Raw genomic sequence first — 18518 nt, 5'->3', positions numbered from 1 at the left:
CCGGTTGAGCGCCGAGCCCGTGATACAGGACACGTACGAAACGGTTTCGTTTCGCTCGCGAGGCGGGGTATCTTCGTGGTGGTACGAAACCGTGTCGTTCGAGGCGCTGCCGCTTCGGACGCGCAGCAGGAAGGTGAGCCGTATGACTGAGATCGCGACGGCGCGGCGCAGTCGGATCACCCCCGAACGCGAGGCCGAGCTGTACGAGGCCGTGCTCGAACTGCTCCGGGAAGTCGGCTACGACGCCCTGACCATGGACGCCGTGGCCACCCGCACCCGGTCCAGCAAGGCCACCCTCTACCGCCAGTGGGGCGGCAAGGCCGAACTGGTCGTCAGGGCCCTCCGGCACGGCAAGCCGAGCCGGAACGGCGAGATCGACACCGGTTCGCTCCGGGGCGACCTGCACGCCCTGGTGGCGCTCGAGGACGACTGCACGATGGAGCAGAACTCGGCCCTGATGCGGGGCGTCGCCATGGCGATGCATCACAACGACGATCTGCGCCAGGCGTTCCGGGACCAGCTGATCGACCCCGAGATGACGGCGTTCCAGCAGGTGCTGCGGCGCGCCATCGACCGGGGCGAGATCCGCCCGGACTGCCCGGCGTTGGACTTCCTGGTGCACATGCTGGTCGGTGGCTTCGTCACCCGCGCGATGATCGAGAACCAGCCGCCGACCCAGGCCTTCCTCACGTCGTACCTCGACGCCGTGGTCCTCCCCGCCCTCGGCGTGCCCACCACCTGACCGGACCTCACCGACCAGTCCCCCCAATTGGCCCCCTCCTGACGTCACCGCTCACGTCGTCGGGCTGATCACCCCTGCCCTGAACACCCCACGACCTGACCGGGAGTACGTCCTCGTGGCCACGTTTCTCTATCGACTAGGCCGACTCGCCTTCCGGCGACGGCATTTCGTCGCCCTGATCTGGGTGGCGCTGCTGACGCTCGCGGGCGTCGGCGCCGCCAGCGCCCCCGTAGCGGGCTCCTCTTCCTTCTCCGTACCCGGCACCGAGGCCCAGAAGGCCTTCGACCTGCTGGAACAGCGCTTCCCCGGGATGAGCGCCGACGGGGCGACCGCGCGTGTCGTCTTCAAGGCGCCCGGCGGCGAGAAGGTGACGGCGAAGGACAACAAGGCGGTCGTCGAGAAGACCGTCCGGGAGCTGCGCGACGGCTCCGAGGTCGTCTCCGTCGCCGACCCGTTCGTGGCGCACAGCGTCAGCAAGGACGGCACCATCGCCTACGCCCAGGTGAAGTACAGGGTCTCCGGCATGGAGCTGAAGGACGCCTCCAAGGACGCCCTGAAGCAGGCCGCGCAGGGGGCACGGGACGGCGGGCTGACCGTCGAGGTCGGCGGTGACGCGCTGTCGGCCGTACCGGAGACCGGCGCGACCGAGGTCATCGGTATCGCGGTCGCCGCGGTCGTCCTCGTCATCACCTTCGGCTCGCTGGTGGCGGCCGGACTGCCGCTGCTCACCGCCCTGATCGGCGTCGGCATCGGTGTCTCGACGATCACCGCCCTGGCCAGCGCCCTGGACCTGGGGTCGACGACCTCCACCCTGGCGATGATGATCGGCCTCGCGGTCGGCATCGACTACGCGCTGTTCATCGTCTCCCGCTACCGGGCGGAGCTGGCCGAGGGCCGCGAGCGCGAGGAGGCGGCGGGCCGCGCGGTCGGCACGGCGGGCTCGGCGGTGGTCTTCGCGGGTCTGACGGTCGTGATCGCGCTCGTGGGTCTGGCCGTGGTCGACATCCCGATGCTGACGAAGATGGGTGTCGCCGCGGCGGGCACGGTCGCCATCGCGGTCCTGATCGCGCTGACGATGATCCCGGCGCTGCTGGGCTACGCGGGCCGCACGGTCAAGCCGGCGGGCGAGAAGAGCAGGCTGCTGGGCGGTGGCCGGGCCGCCGCCGGCCGGAAGCGGCCGAACATGGGCACGCGTTGGGCGAGCCTCGTCGTCCGCCGTCCGCTGCCCGTCCTGCTGCTGGGTGTCGTGGCGCTCGGTGCCGCGGCCCTGCCGGCGTCCAAGCTGGAGCTGGGGCTGCCGGACGACGGTTCGCAGCCGACGTCCACCACGCAGCGCCGGGCGTACGACCTGCTCTCCGACGGCTTCGGTCCCGGCTTCAACGGGCCGCTGATGGTCGTGGTCGACGCGAAGGCGAGCGACCGTCCGAAGGCCGCCGTCACCAAGGTGACCGATGACATCAAGGGCATGAAGGATGTCGTCACGGTGACGCCGGCGACGTACAACAAGTCCGGTGACACCGCGATGATCACCGTGATCCCCGGCTCGAAGCCGTCCTCCACCACCACCGAGGACCTGGTGCACGGCATCCGGGACGCGGGCGTCGGCGTCGAGGCGGACACGGACGCGAAGCTGCTGGTCACGGGCACGACGGCGATGAACATCGACGTCTCGCAGAAGCTGAACGACGCACTGCTGCCATATCTGGCGCTGGTGGTGGGCCTCGCCTTCCTCCTCCTGATCGTGGTCTTCCGCTCGATCCTGGTCCCGCTGAAGGCGGCGCTCGGCTTCCTGCTCTCGGTGACGGCGGCGCTCGGCGCGGTGGTCGCGGTCTTCCAGTGGGGCTGGCTGTCCGGCCTGATGGGCGTCGAGGAGACCGGCCCGATCATGTCGATGATGCCGATCTTCATGGTGGGCGTGGTCTTCGGCCTGGCGATGGACTACGAGGTCTTCCTGGTGACCCGGATGCGGGAGGCATACGTCCACGGCGAGAGTCCCGGCCAGGCGATCGTGACCGGCTTCAGGCACGGTGCCCGGGTCGTCACCGCGGCCGCCGTCATCATGATCGCCGTCTTCTCCGGCTTCATCGGCTCCAGCGAGGCGATGATCAAGATGATCGGCTTCGGCCTCGCGATCGCGGTCTTCTTCGACGCGTTCGTGGTCCGCATGGCGCTCGTACCGGCAGTCCTCGCGCTGCTCGGCCGCAGGGCCTGGTGGCTGCCGAAGTGGCTGGAGCGCGCGCTGCCCAACGTGGACGTCGAGGGCGAGGGCCTGCGCACCGAAGCCGGCGCCGGTCCCCGGGACCCGGACACGGACCAGGACCGCGAACTGGTACGGGCCTGATCACCGCCACCTGAACCGGATCACCTCCTCCACACACGCAGGGCGCCCCACCACCGGGTGGGGCGCCCTGCCGCATATGCGGGAACCGGTGCTCAGCGTTCTTGCCCGGCCGGATCGTCGTCGGTGAAGACTTCGGCGGCGGTGAGGGCGCGGTCGAACCGGCGGGTGAGGGTGTCGAGGTCGTCGCAGGATGTCACGTGGGCGCGATCGGCGTCGGAGAGGGCGATGCCGCGACGCGGTCTCCGGATCGCGGGCCTCGAGGGGCCTTCAGTGGGGCGGGGTGGCGCCCGCCAGGTAGGTTCGTTGCAGGAAGTGCACCAGTTCCCTGGACTCGAACTGGACGACCTCGACCCCTCGTGCCGAGTGCAGTTCCATCACCGCCTGGACCCGGCCGCACGGCCAGATGCGGACGTCGCCGCGGCCCGCCGGGGCGCGGAGGCCCTTTTCCAGGAGGTCCCGGGAGAAGGCCCACTCATGGGGGCCGGGGAGGCCCACGTGGACGGAGCGGGGGTCCCGGTCCGGGTCGTAGCGCAGGATCACGGGGACCGCGTCCGGCGCCTCCGGGGAGTCGGTGACGACATGGGCTCGTGCGTACTGTTCCACCACGGACATCGGACCGCTCCTCACGCTGGGTCACCTGAGCAGAACCTGCGAATCCGTTTCTCGCCTTCTCTTCAATGTTGCACAACGGGACATAAGCTGCGCTTGGCGCCTGTCTACAGCCTTAACCTGCCCCAAAGCTCTTGCGCTCGACCAGGAGGTCGCGTCGAAGCTGGTGGAGGCGGCCCATGAGGTCTGCCCGTACTCCAACGCCACCCGCGGCAACATCGACGTGTCGATCGTGCTGGGCTGAGGGTCTAGGGGCGAGGAATCGAAGGCCGCACGCCCGTGTTTCACTCACTGTCGTAGGCGAGTGGAAGGGAATGTGGACGTGGACGTGGACGGCGTGGTGGCCGAGGGCTTCGAGCCGGTCAGGGACGCGTTCGTACGGAACTTCGAGACGCTCGGGGAGCGCGGGGCGGCGGTGGCCGTCTACCGCGACGGGCGCAAGGTCGTGGATCTGTGGGGCGGCACCCGGGACGTCGACGGGACGCGGTCCTGGGAGCGGGGCACCGCGCAGATCGTGCGCTCGGCCACCAAGGGCATCGCCGCGGCCGTGCTGCTGATGCTGGCCGAGCGCGGGGAACTGGATCTGGACGCGCCGGTCGGCGCCTACTGGCCGGAGTTCAAGGCACAGGCCAAGGAACACACGCTGGTGCGGCATGTGCTGGCGCACCGAGCCGGGGTGCCGGCGCTCGACCGCCCCCTCACGCCTGCCGAGGCCGCCGACCCGGATCTCGCCGCCGCCGCACTGGCCGCGCAGGCACCCGCCTGGGAGCCCGGCACGGACCACGGCTACCACGCGCAGACCTACAGCTGGCTGACGGGCGAGCTGGTGCGGCGGACCACCGGCCGTTCGATCGGCGAGTGGATCGCCACCGAGATCGCCGGACCGCTCGGCCTGGACCTGTGGGTGGGCCTGCCCGAGGAGCAGGCGCACCGGGTGGGACGGGTCGGTCCCCTCGAGGCGCCGGCGCAGGACGGGGCGCTGCGCGCCCGCCCCAAGCGCGCGGTCGCCGAGGCCTACGCCGACCCCACGAGTCTCACCCGCCGCGCCTTCGGCGCCATCACTCCCCAACCCGACGAGAACGACCCCGCCTACCGCGCGGCGGTCCTGCCCGCGTCGAACGGCATCGCGACGGCGGACTCTCTCGCGCGCTTCTACGCGGCGCTGAACGGCGGGATCGACGGCGTACGGCTGTTCGCCCCCGAGACGCGGGAAAGGGCCCGTGCGGAGGCCTCGGCGGGCCCCGACCGGGTGCTGGTCGTCACCACCCGCTTCGGCCTCGGCTACATGCTGCACGGCAGCGCGTCCCCGCTGCTCGCCCCCGGCTCCTTCGGCCACCCGGGCCGCGGCGGGGCACTCGGCTTCGCGGACCCGGAGTCGGGCATCGCCTTCGGCTATGTCACCAACGGCTTCCGCAAGAGCGTGACGGCCGACCCGAGGGCGCAGGCACTGGTACGCGCGGTGCGCACGTCCCTGGCGTAGCCGGCGCGAGTGGGCGTGCGCGTGGACGGATGCTGCGCGAGCGGGCGTGCGCCCGGGCGGACGCGGACGGGGTGTGGGACGGGGCGCGCAGAGCCCGGAGACACGGCCAGGACTGCCCGTTGACCCGTGAGGCGACCGGTGACCGGCGACGGGCACGTGCGCGGGCAGGGCTCGGTGATGCCCGGACGCGCGGTCGCGTACGGGCACCGCCCGGGAACTCAGTGCGTCAGCGGGCGGGACGTCCTGCCCGACGCCTCGTCGATCTCGTCGTGCGCCTTCGTGAGGAGCTCCATCGCCAGCTCGTTCAGTGCGCGCGCCCCGGCGATCTCCTCGCCGACGCGGGGCTGATTCGCGTCGGTGTGGTGGCGGCTGGCGTACCCGTGGGACCGTACCTCGTTCCCGTCGGGAAGCCGTACGAGCGCCGCCGCCCGTGTCCGTTCGTCGTCCTCCTCGAACTCCAGCTCTACATGCCATCCGACTGTGGTGTGCATCATGACGATCACCTCCGGAACCACTGATTCCAGGGTGCTCCTCCTCGCCCTTGGACGCACGGTCTGGGCGGGTATGGGCCATGGCGCGGGCACGGGACCCACGGCTCACGCCTGGTCGTTGTCCTTCAACTCCCCCCAGCCATGCCACCGGTCGACCTCGATCCAGGCACTGACCCGGCCCCGCTCCCGGTTCGGATAGGGCTTGCCGGTGTAGTGCCGGGAGAGGCGGTCGATGTCGGCGAGGTCCTTGTCCTCGTACATCTCCGCGACCCGGCCGATGAGCGTGACATGTGTGTACCAGTCGCCCTCGTCGAGGACGGTGAGGCTCACCCGGGGGTCCCGGCGCAGACGCTTCAGGCGTACCCGGCCCTCGTCCATGTTGACCAGCGCCCGGCCGTCCTCCCAGAGATACCAGGTGGGGGTGGAGACGGGGGCGCCGTCGGCGCGCAGGGTGGCGATGACGCCGGGATTGGGGCGGCGCAGCAGCGCGACGGCCTCGTCGGGAAGGGGCGGTTCGGACATGGGGACTCCTCGGCCTCGGGAACGGGGTATGGCGTCAGGAAGTGGGGCTGTCGTCGAAGCTGGCGAAGTAGGCGGCGGCCATGTCCTCGTCCGCGTGGCCCTGGCCGGCCGCGCGACGCATCCGCTCGGCGGTCGCCGCGGCCACGTCGAGGCGGACGCCGTTGGTCTCCCCGGCCCGGACGATCAGACGGGCGTCCTTCTCCGCGGTCGCCAGCGCGAAACTCGCCGGGGTGAGCTTGTCGTGGAGGATCAGTTCGGCCTTGGCGCGCAGATAGCCCATGTCCAGCGGGCCGCCGCCGACGAGGTCGAAGAAGTTCGCCGGGTCCACGCCCAGGGCCCCGGCCAGGGCCAGGACCTCACCGCCCGCCGCGGTCACCGCGAGGATCCAGCTGTTGGCCACCAGCTTGAGGCGGGTGGCGCCGGCCTCGGCACCGTCCTCGCCGAGCCACATCGTGCGGGCGCCGACCGCGTCGAAGACGGGCGTGATCGTGTCCCGGCCCTCGGCGGGGCCCGCGGCCAGCACGGTGAGCTGTCCGGCCTCCGCGGGCTCGCGGGTGCCGAGCACCGGGGCGTCGTAGAACGCCAGACCGTGCTCCCGGGCGAAGCCCGCCAGCTCGCCGACGGAGTCGATTCCCACGGTCGTCGACTGGGCCCAGACGGTGCCGGGGCGCAAGCCGGGGGCGGCCTCGCGCATCACCTGAAGGACGGCGGGGCCGTCGTAGAGCATGGTCAGGACGACATCCGCGCCCCGCACGGCCTCGGCCGGGCTGTCGACGACCTGCGCGCCGTCGGAGGCCAGCGGTTCGGCCTTGGCGCGGGTCCGGTTCCAGGCGCGGACGACGTGCCCGGCGCGGGCGATGTTGCGGGCCATCGCGGCCCCCATGATGCCGGTGCCCAGGACGCTCACGGTGAGCTTGTCGGTCATGACCTCAACTTCCTGATCCGTAGGGTGGACAGTGCGTCTCGGCAACGCTCGTTCCGGATCATGCCCACACTCACGACCATGTCCGCTCGCAGGCCTCGTCAGACGCGCGCCTTCCCTGAGGCGGCGCGGACAAGCCCGTCGAGCGTCATGCCTCGGGGTCCTTCCTCTGGCTGCATCGTCGGCCGTGGCGTGTGCCCTCGCCACTCGGCGTCGGCCGCATGAGGAAGCGGACCCGACGAGAAGACAGAACAGGCCCCTGGCCGGCGGTGACGCCGGCCAGGGGCCCCCGACGCGTTGAGGCTGCGTCAGCCGTCGGACTCCGACGACGGTATGTAGGCACCCGGCACGTCGTTCGGCGCGTAGATCTTGCTCTCACCGGGGTACGGCCTGGTCCAGTTGTGCGTCTGGTACCACGTGAAGTGGTTCATCTGCGCGGGGTTCGCGTAGTCGGGCACGGCGTTCGGTCCGGTCAGCCGCTGGTGCGACTCCCAGGCCTTCCACTGCGCCGCGACCTTCCGCTCGCCCGTCGCCACCTTGGCGGACGTCGGCGCGGGCGCCGCCTTGGCGTCCTGCGGTGCCGGAGTGTCCGCGCCACAGGAGGGCTGGGGGCTCACGCCGAGGGTCAGCGAGGTCCGGTTGGGCACCGCCGTGAACGGCGTGTTCTTCGCGTGCCGGGTGAACGCCCCGAACATCGGGGTGGCCGCGCTGTCCTTCTGGTTCATCGGGTGGATCCCGAGGATCTGCTCGACGGTGCGGATCATCGTGATCTGCGAGTAGTAGTGGTTGTCCACGGTGCCGTGCTGGGCCCAGGGGCTGATGATCTGGACCGGGGCACGGTGGCCGTCGACGTGGTCGAGGCCCGCCTGGGAGTCGTCCTCGACGACGAAGATCGCCGAGTCCTTCCAGTACTTGCTGTGCGTGATCTCGTCGACCATCCTGCCGACCGCGAGGTCGTTGTCCGCGACCTCGGCGGCCGCGTTCGCCGGGCCGCCGGTGTGGTCGTTGGAGAACCAGAACATGTTCAGGTTCGCCGGACCGTTCTTCTCGAAGTCCTGCTTCCAGATCTGGTACTTGTAGACGTCCGGGACGTTGAGGTCGAACAGCGGGAAGCCGGGCACCGACACCTTGTTGAGCGACGGGATCGCCGAGCCCGTCTGGATGGGGTAGGCGGTCTTCTGCCCGGTCGCGTCCATGTTCTTGGCGTCGCAGTACAGGTTCTGCCAGGTCGCGCCGGACGGCTTGCTCTCGAACGACTGGAACTCGCCGTAGTCCTTGACGGACTTCCCGGCCGCCTGCGCACCGGTCCAGATGAATCCGGACTTCTGGTGGCCGAGAGCGTCGTCCTCGGTGTCGTAGCTGCGCGTGTACTCACCGGCCGAGGACTCGGTGTACTCGGGGTTGTCGGCCTGCATCAGCCAGTTGTGGCCCTCGGCGGAGTTCGTGCCGACGTCGTAGAAGTTGTCGTACAGCCCGAACTGCCGGGCCAGCGCATGCTGGTTCGGCGTCACGTTCTCGCCGAACTGCGTCAGCGACGCGTCGCCGTTGCCCTGCGGCATGTCACCGAAGACCTGGTCGTAGGTCCGGTTCTCCTTGACGAGCAGGAAGACGTGCTTGATCGTCGAGGGGTCGCCGAGCCGCGCCGGGACCGGCACCGGCTTGGCGTGGCTCCTGCCCCTGGCCAGCGTGACCGAGCCGCGGGTCCAGCCGTTCTGCTTGAAGACCTTGGCCGTCTCGGCCCTGATGACCCGGTCGTCCGGCAGGGTGAACCGCGTCAGGCTCGACGTCGTGTCGTGGGTGCCGTGGCCGGCGCTGTCGGGGCGGCGGGCGTCGACACCACGGGTGTTGGAGACGATCACGTTCCTGCCCACGGTGGCGATCTCCGCGGGGAAGTAGTCGGTCGGGAGCAGTCCGACGTAGCCGGCCGGCTGCTGCGGGGAGGTGTACCGGTAGACGGCGACCGCGTTGGCGCGGCCGAGCGTCACCAGCAGATGACCGTCGTCGGTGAGCGACACGGCGTTGGGCTCGTAGCCGACCGACGCCTCCGGCCACGGCTGGGTGGCGATGGTCTGTACGACCTTGTCCTTGCGGCTGTCGATGACCGACACGTTGTTGTCGGCGGTGTTGGTGACGAACACCGCGCCCTTCCTGGCGTACACCGCGGTCGGGTGCAGACCGACCTCGATGCTCCCGACGGCGGCGGACGGGTCCGCCAGGTTGATGACGCTGACCGTGCCGGTGGTGCTGGCTCCGGTGTTCGGGTTGGCCGGCACCTGGGTGCCGTAGGAGTTGATCGTGGTGTCGCCGGCCTTGGCCGGACGCCCGCCCTCGTTGCTGACGTAGAGCTTGTCGCCGACCACGGCGAGGCCACGCGGGGCGTTGCCCACGGCCCAGCTCCGCTTGACGGCCCCGGTCGCCGCGTCGATGGCGACCACCCGGTTCTGGCCGTTGACCGCGGAGTACACGGTGGAGCCGTCGGCCGAGAACACCGCCGCGCCCACCAGCGCGTGCTTGGAGCCGTCGGCCGGGATGGAGACGGCCTGCGGGTTGGAGACGGTGCCGTCCGGGTTCACGGTGAACCTGGTGTAGCCGTCGCTCTGGCCCAGCCACAGCTGCGAACCGTCGGGCGAGTACGTCGGGCCCTCCTGGCCGACGGAGCTGCTCTTGATGCGCAGGTCGTCCTTCGCGTTGGTGCCGACCCGCTGCTTCACCTGTCCGGACTTGAGGTCCATGATGACCAGCGCCGCATCACCGTCGGCGACCGAGGCCGCGAGATGGCCCCCGTCCGGGCTGACCGAGGACGACATGATCTTGCCGTCGTCGATGACGGTACGGCTGCCGTACGGGGCGATGTACTGGTCCGCGGAGACGACCTGACCGTCAGCGGTGACCTGGCCGACCTGCTGGGTGCCGAACTGGTGCGTCTCGGCAACGGCGGTGCCCGTGACGGCCAGGGTGACGGCGATGCCCGCCGTCACCAGCAGAGGCCGGCGACCGACCCGTCTGCCAAAAAGGCTGATCTGCTCCTTGTCGTCCATCCGGCGCTGCCGTGTTACCTGCATGGAGTCATCCCTTCAGGGTGGAGTCGAGCAGTTCGACGTTCCCGTCGAACTGCCAGAGCGGGTTCGGTGCGTCTCCGGTGGAGGTCCGCACCAGGAAGTAGCCGTTGACTTCCTTCGGTCCGTCGCCGTCGGCCACGAACCGCCCGTCTGAGCCGATGTCGAGCTGGTAGATGGCCGTCCCCGCGGCCGTGACACCGGGGAGGTGCCAGGTGACGACGCAACGCCAGTCGTTGCCCGCCCCCTCGGGGGCGATCTGGCCGTCGCCCTTGTTGCACGCCGCCGTGACCCGCAGCTGCGCCTCGGTGACGGCGGGGCGGTGGAGCTGCCGGGTCTGCAGGCGGTAGAGGTGGGCGAAGGCCGTGGCGAGGGACCGCTGGACCTTGTCCTGCTCGATTCCGGAGCCCGTCGACGGGGTCGCCACGGCGAGAACCGCGACCGTGGCGGCGGCCAGTCCGACGAGCGGCAGGAGCCCGATGGTGACCGCGCGGCGCCCCGAACCGTCGTAGGCCGGGTTGGTGAAGTCGCGCCGGAGGAAGAGCAGATACGCCAGCGTCGTCGCCAGCACGGCCCACACCAGGCTGACCGTGACGCCGATCAGGAGCGGGCCGAGCTGTGCCGGACTGGTGAACAGCCCGTTCCAGGAGATGAAGGCGTAGCCGGGCAGGGCGAGGCGCACCGCGACGGGCAGCGGCAGCATCTGGGCGATCTGCATCGTGAGCGCCACCAGCGGGGGCAGCAGCAGTCCCATGGGGGACCGCCCCAGCGCGACCGACCCCAGCAGTCCGATCGCGGCCAGGGCCAGGGTCGGGGCGAGGGCGCAGACCCAGGCGAGCAGGACCTTCCCCGCGGCGTCCCCCGGCGTCAGCGGGTGGCCGTCGAGGCCGACCAGCGGCTGGTTGCCCACCGACACGAGCCCGCCGACCGCGCTGGAACAGGCCAGTCCGGCCACGAGCAGCAGGATGACGGTGAGGCTGGCCAGTGCCTTCGCCGCGAAGATCCGCCTGGGCGAACGGACCGCCACGAGCAGATGGCGCCAGGTGCCGAGCCGGTCCTCGGACGCGAACACGTCGCCGGCGACCACCGAGGTCAGCAGGGGCAGCGCCCAGGTGCCCGCGAAACCGAGCATGACCAGCGGTCCGGCCCATCCCGTGGCGTGCATCCAGCGACCGAAGAGGGTGTCCGCGGGGAGCGTGCTCTGCTGGCTCACCCCGGCGACGAAGAGCGCCGGCGCGATCCAGCAGGCGAGGACCAGCAAGCGGATACGCCACTGCGAGACCAGCTTCACCAGCTCGAAGCGGTAGCCGCGCGGAACCGAGACACGGCGGACACCGGCCAGGTTGCTCTCGGCGATGGTCGCGGTCATCGGCCGGCCTCCTGCTTCTCGGTGAGGGCGAGGAACGCGGCCTCCAGCGGCGACACCACCGGTGCCAGCTCGCGCACCGCGATGCCCGACCGCACGAGTCGCGCCACCAGTTCGTCGAGGGCGGGCACCAGCGCACGTACGACGAGCACCTCGGCGTCCTGCCGCGCCCCGGTGTCCTCGGTGATGCGGACCCCGGCCGTGTCGGCGGCCAGCCGGCGCGCCGCCTGCGCGTCGGAGGTGCGCAACCGGTAGTCGAGCTCACGGTTCTCGGCGGCCAGCTTGGCGGGCGGGCCCGAGAACACGACCCGTCCGGTGGCGAGGATGGTGACCTCCGAGCACAGCGCCTCGAGGTCGTCCATGCGGTGGCTCGAGAGCACGACGCTGGCCCCGTCCGCCACGAGCCGGGTGAGGACACGGTGCACGTGCCTCTTGCCCGCCGGGTCGAGGCCGTTGGACGGTTCGTCGAGCACGAGCAGCCGGGGCTTGGTGAGCAGGGCGGCGGCGAGCCCGAGCCGCTGTCGCATGCCGAGGGAGAAGCCGCGGGCCCGGTCGTCGGCGACATCGGTGAGCCCGACCTGGTCGAGCACCTCATCGATCCCCGCAGTCCGCGCGTCGTCGCCGCGGAGAGCGGCCAGCGCGGCGAGGTTCTGCCTGGCGGTGAGCGAGGGGTAGAGACCGGGGCCGTCCACGAATCCGGCCACACCGTCGGGAGCGGCGAACGCCCGCCCGACCGGCGTACCCAGGATCTCGAGTCCGCCGCTCTCGGCGACGGCCAGGCCCAGCAACAGGCCGAGCAATGTCGTCTTGCCGGCGCCGTTGGGTCCGACCAAGCCGTGGATCCGCCCTTGGGCCACATCGAGGTCGACGCCGTCGAGCGCGACAACGTTGCCGAAGCACTTGGAGATCCCGCGAGCCCGGACCGCGAGGAGTGTGTCCATGAGTCCCTTCTTTCGAAATCCGCTGGGACCCTAGGGACGACACACAACGCAGACACAGGCGACCCGCTGAACGCTCGGGGAACGGATCGTCAAAGCGTGGGCAAGTCGCGCACACGAGTGGCCGTCGTCGACCGGGACTTGGACAACGCCTGGACACCACACGTCCGTACGACGAACCGGACCAGGGGAAGCGCCGACCGAAGTGGAACCCATGCGGAATGACGTTCCGCGGCCACCTACCCGGTGTGCACCATCAGCCCGACCCCGACCCCGACCCCGACCCCGACCCCGACCCCGACCCCGACCCCGACCCCGACCCCGACCCCGACCCCGATCCCGGTCCCGGTCCCGACCCGATCTCGACCCTGATCCCGGTCCCGACCCTGATCCCGATCTCGATCCCGATCCCGATCTCGACCACGGCCGGCCCGGCCGCAGCGATGCGCGGGAGGCCGAACCGCTCCTTGAAGAACACTGCGCCGATCGCCGCGCCGGCGAGAACTGCTCTCCATCGCCGACGGCAAGTGGAGACTGCTACACGGCGAGGTAAAACGCCGCGTTCTGCGCTTTTCGGCCACCGTCCGGCGGGCGCGCTTCCCGGGTCGGCCCAGGCCGTCGCGCTGCGGTTGCCGCTGCCCCGCCCACCTCGTTAGCTGGAACGAAGGGCGAGGCCCATCGGGCGGCGAGGCTCATGGAGCGGCGAGGAGCGGCGATGATCACGCAAGAGCAGGTCGAGCGAATCCTGCGGCTGAGTGGCAACGGAATCCCAGTGGTCTCCCTGTACGTCCCGGTGAACCCCGGCAGGCCCGACCGGCGCGAGTTCGACAGCCGCGTGTCGAGCCTGCTGGACCGCATCCGGCCGCTCGCGCTGGACAGTTCGGCCGAGCACGCCGTGCGGCTTTCGCTCCGCGAGGACATCGCGAGGATCGAGAAGACCCTCGGTGAGGAGCCCCTCCGGCCGGGCGCCGTCGCGGTTTTCTCCTGTGGCGGCCGTGACATCTACGAACAGGTGTGGTTGCCCCGCAGGACGCACGACCGCATCGTGGTGGACGCCGACCCCTATGTTCGGCCCCTGCTGGGCGTGCTCGACGAGTACTACCGCACCTGCGCCGTCATCGTGGACAAGAGCGTGGGCCAGGTCTGGGAGTACTACCTCGACGAGGTCCGCGAGCTCGAGGCGATCCGTGACCGTGTGGTGCGCAAACACGGCTACTCCGACGAGTACGCGGAGTATCGGGTCCGTAACAAGGCGGACGAGCTGAGCAAGAAGCACTTCCGGCGGCTGGTCGGCGAACTCAAGCAACTGTTCGCGAGTGGGGGCTACGACCTGCTCGCCGTCGGCGGTCAGGCGCGCGATGTGCCGGTCTTCGTCGATTTCCTGCCGCGTGAGCTGAAGGACCGGCTCGTCGGGACCTTCACCCTCGACCGGGAGAGCGCGACGCCCGAGGACATCCGGCAGAAGGTGCGGGAACTCGTCTCCGAGCACGCGGACCAGGAGCAGCGGCGGCTCGTCGACGAGATCCTGGAGGCCAAGGCGGCCGGCAAGCCGCCCGCCGCCGTGGGACTCGACGAGACACTGTGGGCGGCGTCCCTGGCCGCGATCCGGACGCTGGCGGTGGACGGGCAGGCCGTCGTTCCCGGCGGCGTCTGCGACCGGGACGGGTTGCTGTCGCGGTCGGGGAAGACCTGCCCGCTCTGCGGGGAGCCGCTGCGCGAGGTGGCCGACGTGATCGACGAGCTGGCCGAGACCGTCATCGATGACGGAGGCGAGGTACGGCATGTGGACGCGGAGACGGACCTGCGCACGCAGCAGGCCGGAGCCCTGCTGCGGTTCGAGCTCCCCCCGCAGCCGACCGCCGCGTCGTAGTTCGGCCGACCCTCTTGACTCTGCCGTAAATCACGACAATCCTGACAAATAGGACCGGTCAACCGCGGCAGGACTCCTTCGCGGAGTACCTGTCGGGCACCGGCCAGGTCCCCGGCGATTTCTGAGAGATGCGAAAGTGTTGATCGGGACTTTCCGGGGACCGCCCGTGCATACGGGCACCCGAAGCAGTAGAGGCACCGCACGATCGTCGCGACCCCACCGCTCGTGCAGCCCGGGGATGTGCGGGTGCGGGCCTTGCCTCATGTACGGCACGCCGGCGGTGGGTGTACGACGCAAGCGACCGGGTTTGGCGGCATCGCACCCGGTCGCGGGCCGTGCGTCAGCTCCCCGCCCGCAGCAGCGCCGCCACGATCGGGCCCGCCGAGTCACCGCCGTGGCCGCCGGCCTGGACGACGCCCGCGGCCGCCAGGTCGCCCTTCCAGGCGGTGAACCAGCCGTTGGGCTGCTTCTGGCCGTCGACCTCCGCCGACCCCGTCTTCGCGCCGAAGTCCGGTCCCAGACCCGCCATCGCCTTGGCGGCCGTCCCCGCCGCGGCCGTGTACTGAAGGACCTCCTTCAACTGGGCCTGTGTGGACGCCGACATGGTGCGGGTCGCCTTCGCCGTCGTGCGGTGGTCCACTGACGGGGAGACCAGATACGGCTGGTGGAAGACGCCCGTCTTCGCCGTCGAGACCACCGAGGCCATGTTCAGCGGATTCATGCGCACACCGCCCTGGCCGATCAGCGACGCCGCCATCTGGGCCGCGCTCTGCACGGGGACGGCGCCGTCGAAGGTCGGGACGCCGATCGCCCAGTTGTTCATGCCCAGGCCGTAGATCTGCTGGGCGACCCGGGTGAGGTCGTCGTTCTGGAGCTTCTTCGCCTGGCTGATGAAGGCCGTGTTGCAGGACGCCGCGAAGCTCGCCTTGAACGTGCCGTTCTTGATCTCGAACTTGTTGTCGTTCTGGAACTTCCAGCCGCCGTACGTCACATACTTCGGGCACGGATGCGGGCTGTCCGGCTTTGCCAGGCCCTTCTCGAACAGCAGCGTCGACGTGACGATCTTCATCGTGGAGCCTGGGGCGAGGGAGCCCTGGAAGGCCACGTTGAAGCCGTGACCGGAATTCGCCAACGCCAGAATCTCGCCGGTGGACGGCCGCATGACGACGACGGACGCCTCGGTCTTGTGCGCCACCTGCTGTTCGGCCTTCGCCTGGAGCGCCGGGTTCAGCGTGGTCCGCACGGTGCCCGGGGTGCCCTCGCTCAGCGTCACCAGGGTCTTGTCGGGCGTCTTCTGGGTGCCCTTCGCCGCCGCCTTGCGCACGATGCGCAGCTCGATGCCCGCCTTGCCCCCGGCTTGCTTGCCGTACTTCTCGCGCAGGCCGTCCAGCACCGTGCCCAGCGAGGGGTACGTGGCCTCGGTCAGCTCGCCGCCGTCGCGGTCCAGCGCCCGGATGGGCGGAGTGCCCGCCTCACCCGTCACCAGGCGGTCGCCCTCGGCCAGGTCCGGGTGCACCACCGAGGGCTGCCACCGCACTCTCGGCGCGCCGTCCTCGGTCCGGCGGACGACCGTCAGTTTCGTCGCGTACGCCAGCGGCCTGCTTTTTCCCTCGTACGACACCGTCGCCTTGACGGAGTAGGGGACCGTCGCCCCCGACGGGGTGCCGGGGGTCAGGGTCACGCCGGTGATGTGCGCGTCCTTGTGATAGTCCGTCAGGAGCTGGGCGGCGGCGGCCGAGTCGTCCGTGGCCGCGGCCGCCTTGGTGGCATCGCCGTGCTGCCAGGCCGTGAGGAACGCCGTGGAGGCCGTGCGGACCTCGGAGGCCGACAGCGGGCCCGTCTTCACAGGCTTGTGGTGGGCCGCGGAGGCCTTGCCGTCATCGGCCGCAGCGCCCCCGCCCAGCAGGCTGTAGGCGCCGACCGCCCCGGCCACACCGGCGGCGGCGATCACTCCTCCGATCACCAGCGGCCGGCTGTTGTTCCGCTCGGCGACGCGTCTTCTCTTGCCCACTGCTCCCGATCCTCCGCAGTCCCCTGGTCCCCCGCGCCCTCACGCTCCTCAACGAGCCCAACCACACTAGAGTCCCGCACCGACAAGGGTGACGTCAGCGTCCGCTTCGTAGCACAGCTGCGACGATCGGCCCTGCCGCGTCGCCGCCGTGCCCGCCCTGCTGGGTCATGGCCGCGGCCGCCATGTCGCCCCGGTAGCCGGTGAACCAGCTGTTGGACTTCGCCTGTCCGTCGACCTCGGCGGACCCGGTCTTCGCGCCGATGTCCACGCCGAGCCCGGACATCGCCCGGGCGGCGGTGCCCTGGGTGGCCGTGAGGTGCATCATCGCCCGCAGCTGGGTCACCGTGCCGGGCGGCAGCCCCTTGGCGGTGGCGAGTTGACGGCCGTCCAGCTTCGGGGAGACCAGATACGGCTGCCGGAACGTGCCCGTGACCGCGGTGGCGGTGACCGACGCCATGTTCAGCGGGCTCATCTGGACCTGGCCCTGGCCGATGGCGCCCGCCGCGCGGTCCGGGCCGTCGACGGCGGGAACGCTGCCGTCGAAGGAGACGATGCCCGTCTTCCAGTTGTTCCGGCCGAGACCGAACCGCTCCTCGGCCTCGGCCGTCAGGGAGGCGTCCGTGAGCGGCTTCTCGTCGATCAGCTTCACGAACGCCGTGTTGCACGAGCGCATGAAGCTGTTGGCGAGGGTCGCGTGCTCGTTGGGCGCAAGACCCTGGAGATTGGTGAAGGTCTGGCTCTGCCAGGTGGCCGTGGGCGGGCAGGGCGCCGTGCCGTTCATGGTGGTGACACCATTGTCGATGAGCATCGCCGACGTGATGATCTTCATCGTGGAGCCGGGCGCGAGGCGCCCTTCGAAGGCCGCGTTGAACTGGTCCTGGCGGTGGTTGGCGACCCCGAGCACCTCGCCCGTGCTCGGCTTCACCGCCACCACCGACGACTCCGGGAACTGCCGCACGGCCCGCTCGGCCGCCGCCTGCGCGGCGGCACTGATCGTGGTGCGCAGCTTGCCGGGCGTGCCCTTGGCGAGGGTCAGCAGGGTCTTGCCGGGCGTGTTCGGGGCGGCGCGCTCGACGGAGAGTTCGATGCCCGGCTTCCCGCCGGCCTTGTCACCGTACTTCTCGCGCAGCGCGTCCAGGATCTGGCCGAGCGAGGGGTACTTCTGCGCGGTCAGCACCACGCCGTCGCGGTCCACCGCCTCGATCGGCGGCACCTTGGCCTCACCGGTGGCGAGTGTGTCGCCCTTCTCCAGGGCCGGGTACACGACGGACGGCTGCCAGTCGACCAGCGCGCGCCCGGTGGTCAGCCCGCGCACGACCGTCAGCGTGCTGTCGTAGGCGAGCGGCTTGGACGCTCCCTGGTACGACACCGCCGCCTTGACGGAGAACGGCACCGAGTCCCCGTGGGCCACCCCCGGTGTGATGTGCACCCCGGTGATGTGCGCGCCGCCGCTGTACGCGGACAGCAGCGGTCCGGCGGCCGCCGCGTCATTGGTGTACGAGGCCGCGGTGGACGCGTCGCCCTTCGCCCAGGCGGCGAGGAACTCGGCACTCGTCTCCTTGACCTCCGCCGCGGACGGCGGCCCGGTCTTCACGGCCGCGGGAGAGCCCGCACCGCTCGCCGAACTGTCGTGCAGCGCGGACAGAACGTTGTACGCCCCGTACCCGGCACCCCCCGCCATCACCGCGAACACCCCGCTGACGACGGCGGCCTTGGCCCCCCTGCGCATGGCGCGCCCCCTTTCCCCGTTGATCTCGCACAGTAGGCGATACAGGCGGCTGCTGTGGCCGATGCGTTCGTTTGTTGCCCGAACGGTGATCAGAGATGTGTCTCGCACCGGGGGATCGTTCATATCCGTGCATGGCGGGGACCGGGCGCCGGGGCGGCACCGATCCGCGCGGACACGGCCAAGCCGTTCGCGGACACTTGCTTTGGACGACCTGGGGACGATCGGGTGTGAGCAAGGGACGGCCGGGCGTGAGCACTCGGCGGATCCCTTGGGTTTCCGCAGGTCACGCACGGGTTTTATGAAGCGGTCTCGCGAGTGGGTCTGCCTGCCGTGTTGCCGGAGCCGGGCCGTCTCCGGGCCGTCTCCGGGCCGTCGCCGGGCCGTCCGAGGGCGGCCGGCAGCAACCGCTGACCACCGACAACGGCCACGAGGGCGCGGCCG

Annotated in this window: 13 protein-coding genes and 2 pseudogenes; 5 read left to right on the top strand and 10 right to left on the bottom strand. The window is 70.7% G+C overall.

Annotated features, from left to right (window positions below):
- Nucleotides 1-142: 142 nt before the first annotated feature.
- Nucleotides 143-742, top strand: a complete 600-nt coding sequence (locus ACIP94_RS17745) for a TetR/AcrR family transcriptional regulator (protein WP_402425992.1) — start codon at nucleotides 143-145, stop codon at nucleotides 740-742.
- A 115-nt stretch (nucleotides 743-857) separates the two neighbouring features.
- On the top strand, nucleotides 858-3083 hold the full coding sequence (locus ACIP94_RS17740; RefSeq protein WP_402425990.1) for an MMPL family transporter: 2226 nt from the start codon (nucleotides 858-860) through the stop codon (nucleotides 3081-3083).
- A gap of 267 nt (nucleotides 3084-3350) precedes the next feature.
- Here ACIP94_RS17740 and ACIP94_RS17735 read toward each other — a convergent pair whose 3' ends face one another.
- Nucleotides 3351-3695, bottom strand: a complete 345-nt coding sequence (locus ACIP94_RS17735; RefSeq protein WP_402425988.1) for an SsgA family sporulation/cell division regulator — start codon at nucleotides 3693-3695, stop codon at nucleotides 3351-3353.
- A 73-nt stretch (nucleotides 3696-3768) separates the two neighbouring features.
- Between ACIP94_RS17735 and ACIP94_RS17730 the strand changes: the two are divergent.
- Together ACIP94_RS17730 and ACIP94_RS17725 are read left to right on the top strand one after the other, a co-directional pair.
- Nucleotides 3769-3936, top strand: a pseudogene (locus ACIP94_RS17730) (organic hydroperoxide resistance protein); the annotation flags it as partial.
- A gap of 78 nt (nucleotides 3937-4014) precedes the next feature.
- A complete protein-coding gene (locus ACIP94_RS17725; RefSeq protein WP_402425986.1) occupies nucleotides 4015-5172 on the top strand; it encodes a serine hydrolase domain-containing protein in 1158 nt (385 codons plus the stop codon).
- Nucleotides 5173-5390: 218 nt separating this feature from the next.
- Here ACIP94_RS17725 and ACIP94_RS17720 read toward each other — a convergent pair whose 3' ends face one another.
- The 7 genes and pseudogenes from ACIP94_RS17720 to ACIP94_RS17690 all read right to left on the bottom strand — a co-directional run.
- Nucleotides 5391-5666 carry a DUF1876 domain-containing protein gene (locus tag ACIP94_RS17720; protein WP_402425984.1) on the bottom strand — a complete coding sequence of 92 codons (276 nt, stop codon included), beginning with the start codon at nucleotides 5664-5666 and terminating at the stop codon, nucleotides 5391-5393.
- A 102-nt stretch (nucleotides 5667-5768) separates the two neighbouring features.
- Nucleotides 5769-6185 (bottom strand): PPOX class F420-dependent oxidoreductase, encoded by a 417-nt coding sequence (locus ACIP94_RS17715; protein WP_402425982.1) that lies wholly within the window; start codon nucleotides 6183-6185, stop codon nucleotides 5769-5771.
- A 34-nt stretch (nucleotides 6186-6219) separates the two neighbouring features.
- Nucleotides 6220-7110 (bottom strand): NAD(P)-dependent oxidoreductase, encoded by an 891-nt coding sequence (locus ACIP94_RS17710; RefSeq protein WP_402425980.1) that lies wholly within the window; start codon nucleotides 7108-7110, stop codon nucleotides 6220-6222.
- A 305-nt stretch (nucleotides 7111-7415) separates the two neighbouring features.
- Nucleotides 7416-10169 carry an alkaline phosphatase family protein gene (locus ACIP94_RS17705; RefSeq protein ID WP_402425978.1) on the bottom strand — a complete coding sequence of 918 codons (2754 nt, stop codon included), beginning with the start codon at nucleotides 10167-10169 and terminating at the stop codon, nucleotides 7416-7418.
- Between the two features lie 4 nt (nucleotides 10170-10173).
- On the bottom strand, nucleotides 10174-11532 hold the full coding sequence (locus tag ACIP94_RS17700) for an ABC transporter permease (protein ID WP_402425976.1): 1359 nt from the start codon (nucleotides 11530-11532) through the stop codon (nucleotides 10174-10176).
- Nucleotides 11529-12470, bottom strand: coding sequence for an ABC transporter ATP-binding protein (locus tag ACIP94_RS17695; protein ID WP_402425974.1), 942 nt, complete (start codon nucleotides 12468-12470; stop codon nucleotides 11529-11531). Before ACIP94_RS17695 ends, ACIP94_RS17700 begins: the two co-directional genes overlap by 4 nt.
- Before the next feature lie 388 nt (nucleotides 12471-12858).
- A pseudogene (locus ACIP94_RS17690) lies at nucleotides 12859-12966 on the bottom strand (EamA family transporter); the annotation flags it as partial.
- Nucleotides 12967-13182: 216 nt separating this feature from the next.
- Between ACIP94_RS17690 and ACIP94_RS17685 the strand changes: the two are divergent.
- Nucleotides 13183-14337, top strand: coding sequence for a hypothetical protein (locus ACIP94_RS17685; protein WP_402425972.1), 1155 nt, complete (start codon nucleotides 13183-13185; stop codon nucleotides 14335-14337).
- Nucleotides 14338-14677: 340 nt separating this feature from the next.
- Here ACIP94_RS17685 and ACIP94_RS17680 read toward each other — a convergent pair whose 3' ends face one another.
- Nucleotides 14678-16348 carry a penicillin-binding transpeptidase domain-containing protein gene (locus tag ACIP94_RS17680; protein WP_402425970.1) on the bottom strand — a complete coding sequence of 557 codons (1671 nt, stop codon included), beginning with the start codon at nucleotides 16346-16348 and terminating at the stop codon, nucleotides 14678-14680.
- A 94-nt stretch (nucleotides 16349-16442) separates the two neighbouring features.
- Nucleotides 16443-18077, bottom strand: a complete 1635-nt coding sequence (locus ACIP94_RS17675; protein ID WP_402425968.1) for a penicillin-binding transpeptidase domain-containing protein — start codon at nucleotides 18075-18077, stop codon at nucleotides 16443-16445.
- Nucleotides 18078-18518: the final 441 nt, after the last annotated feature.

The organism is Streptomyces sp. NPDC093261, from assembly GCF_044753645.1.
Classification (GTDB): domain Bacteria; phylum Actinomycetota; class Actinomycetes; order Streptomycetales; family Streptomycetaceae; genus Streptomyces.
This window is presented reverse-complemented; position numbering and strand designations above follow the sequence as displayed.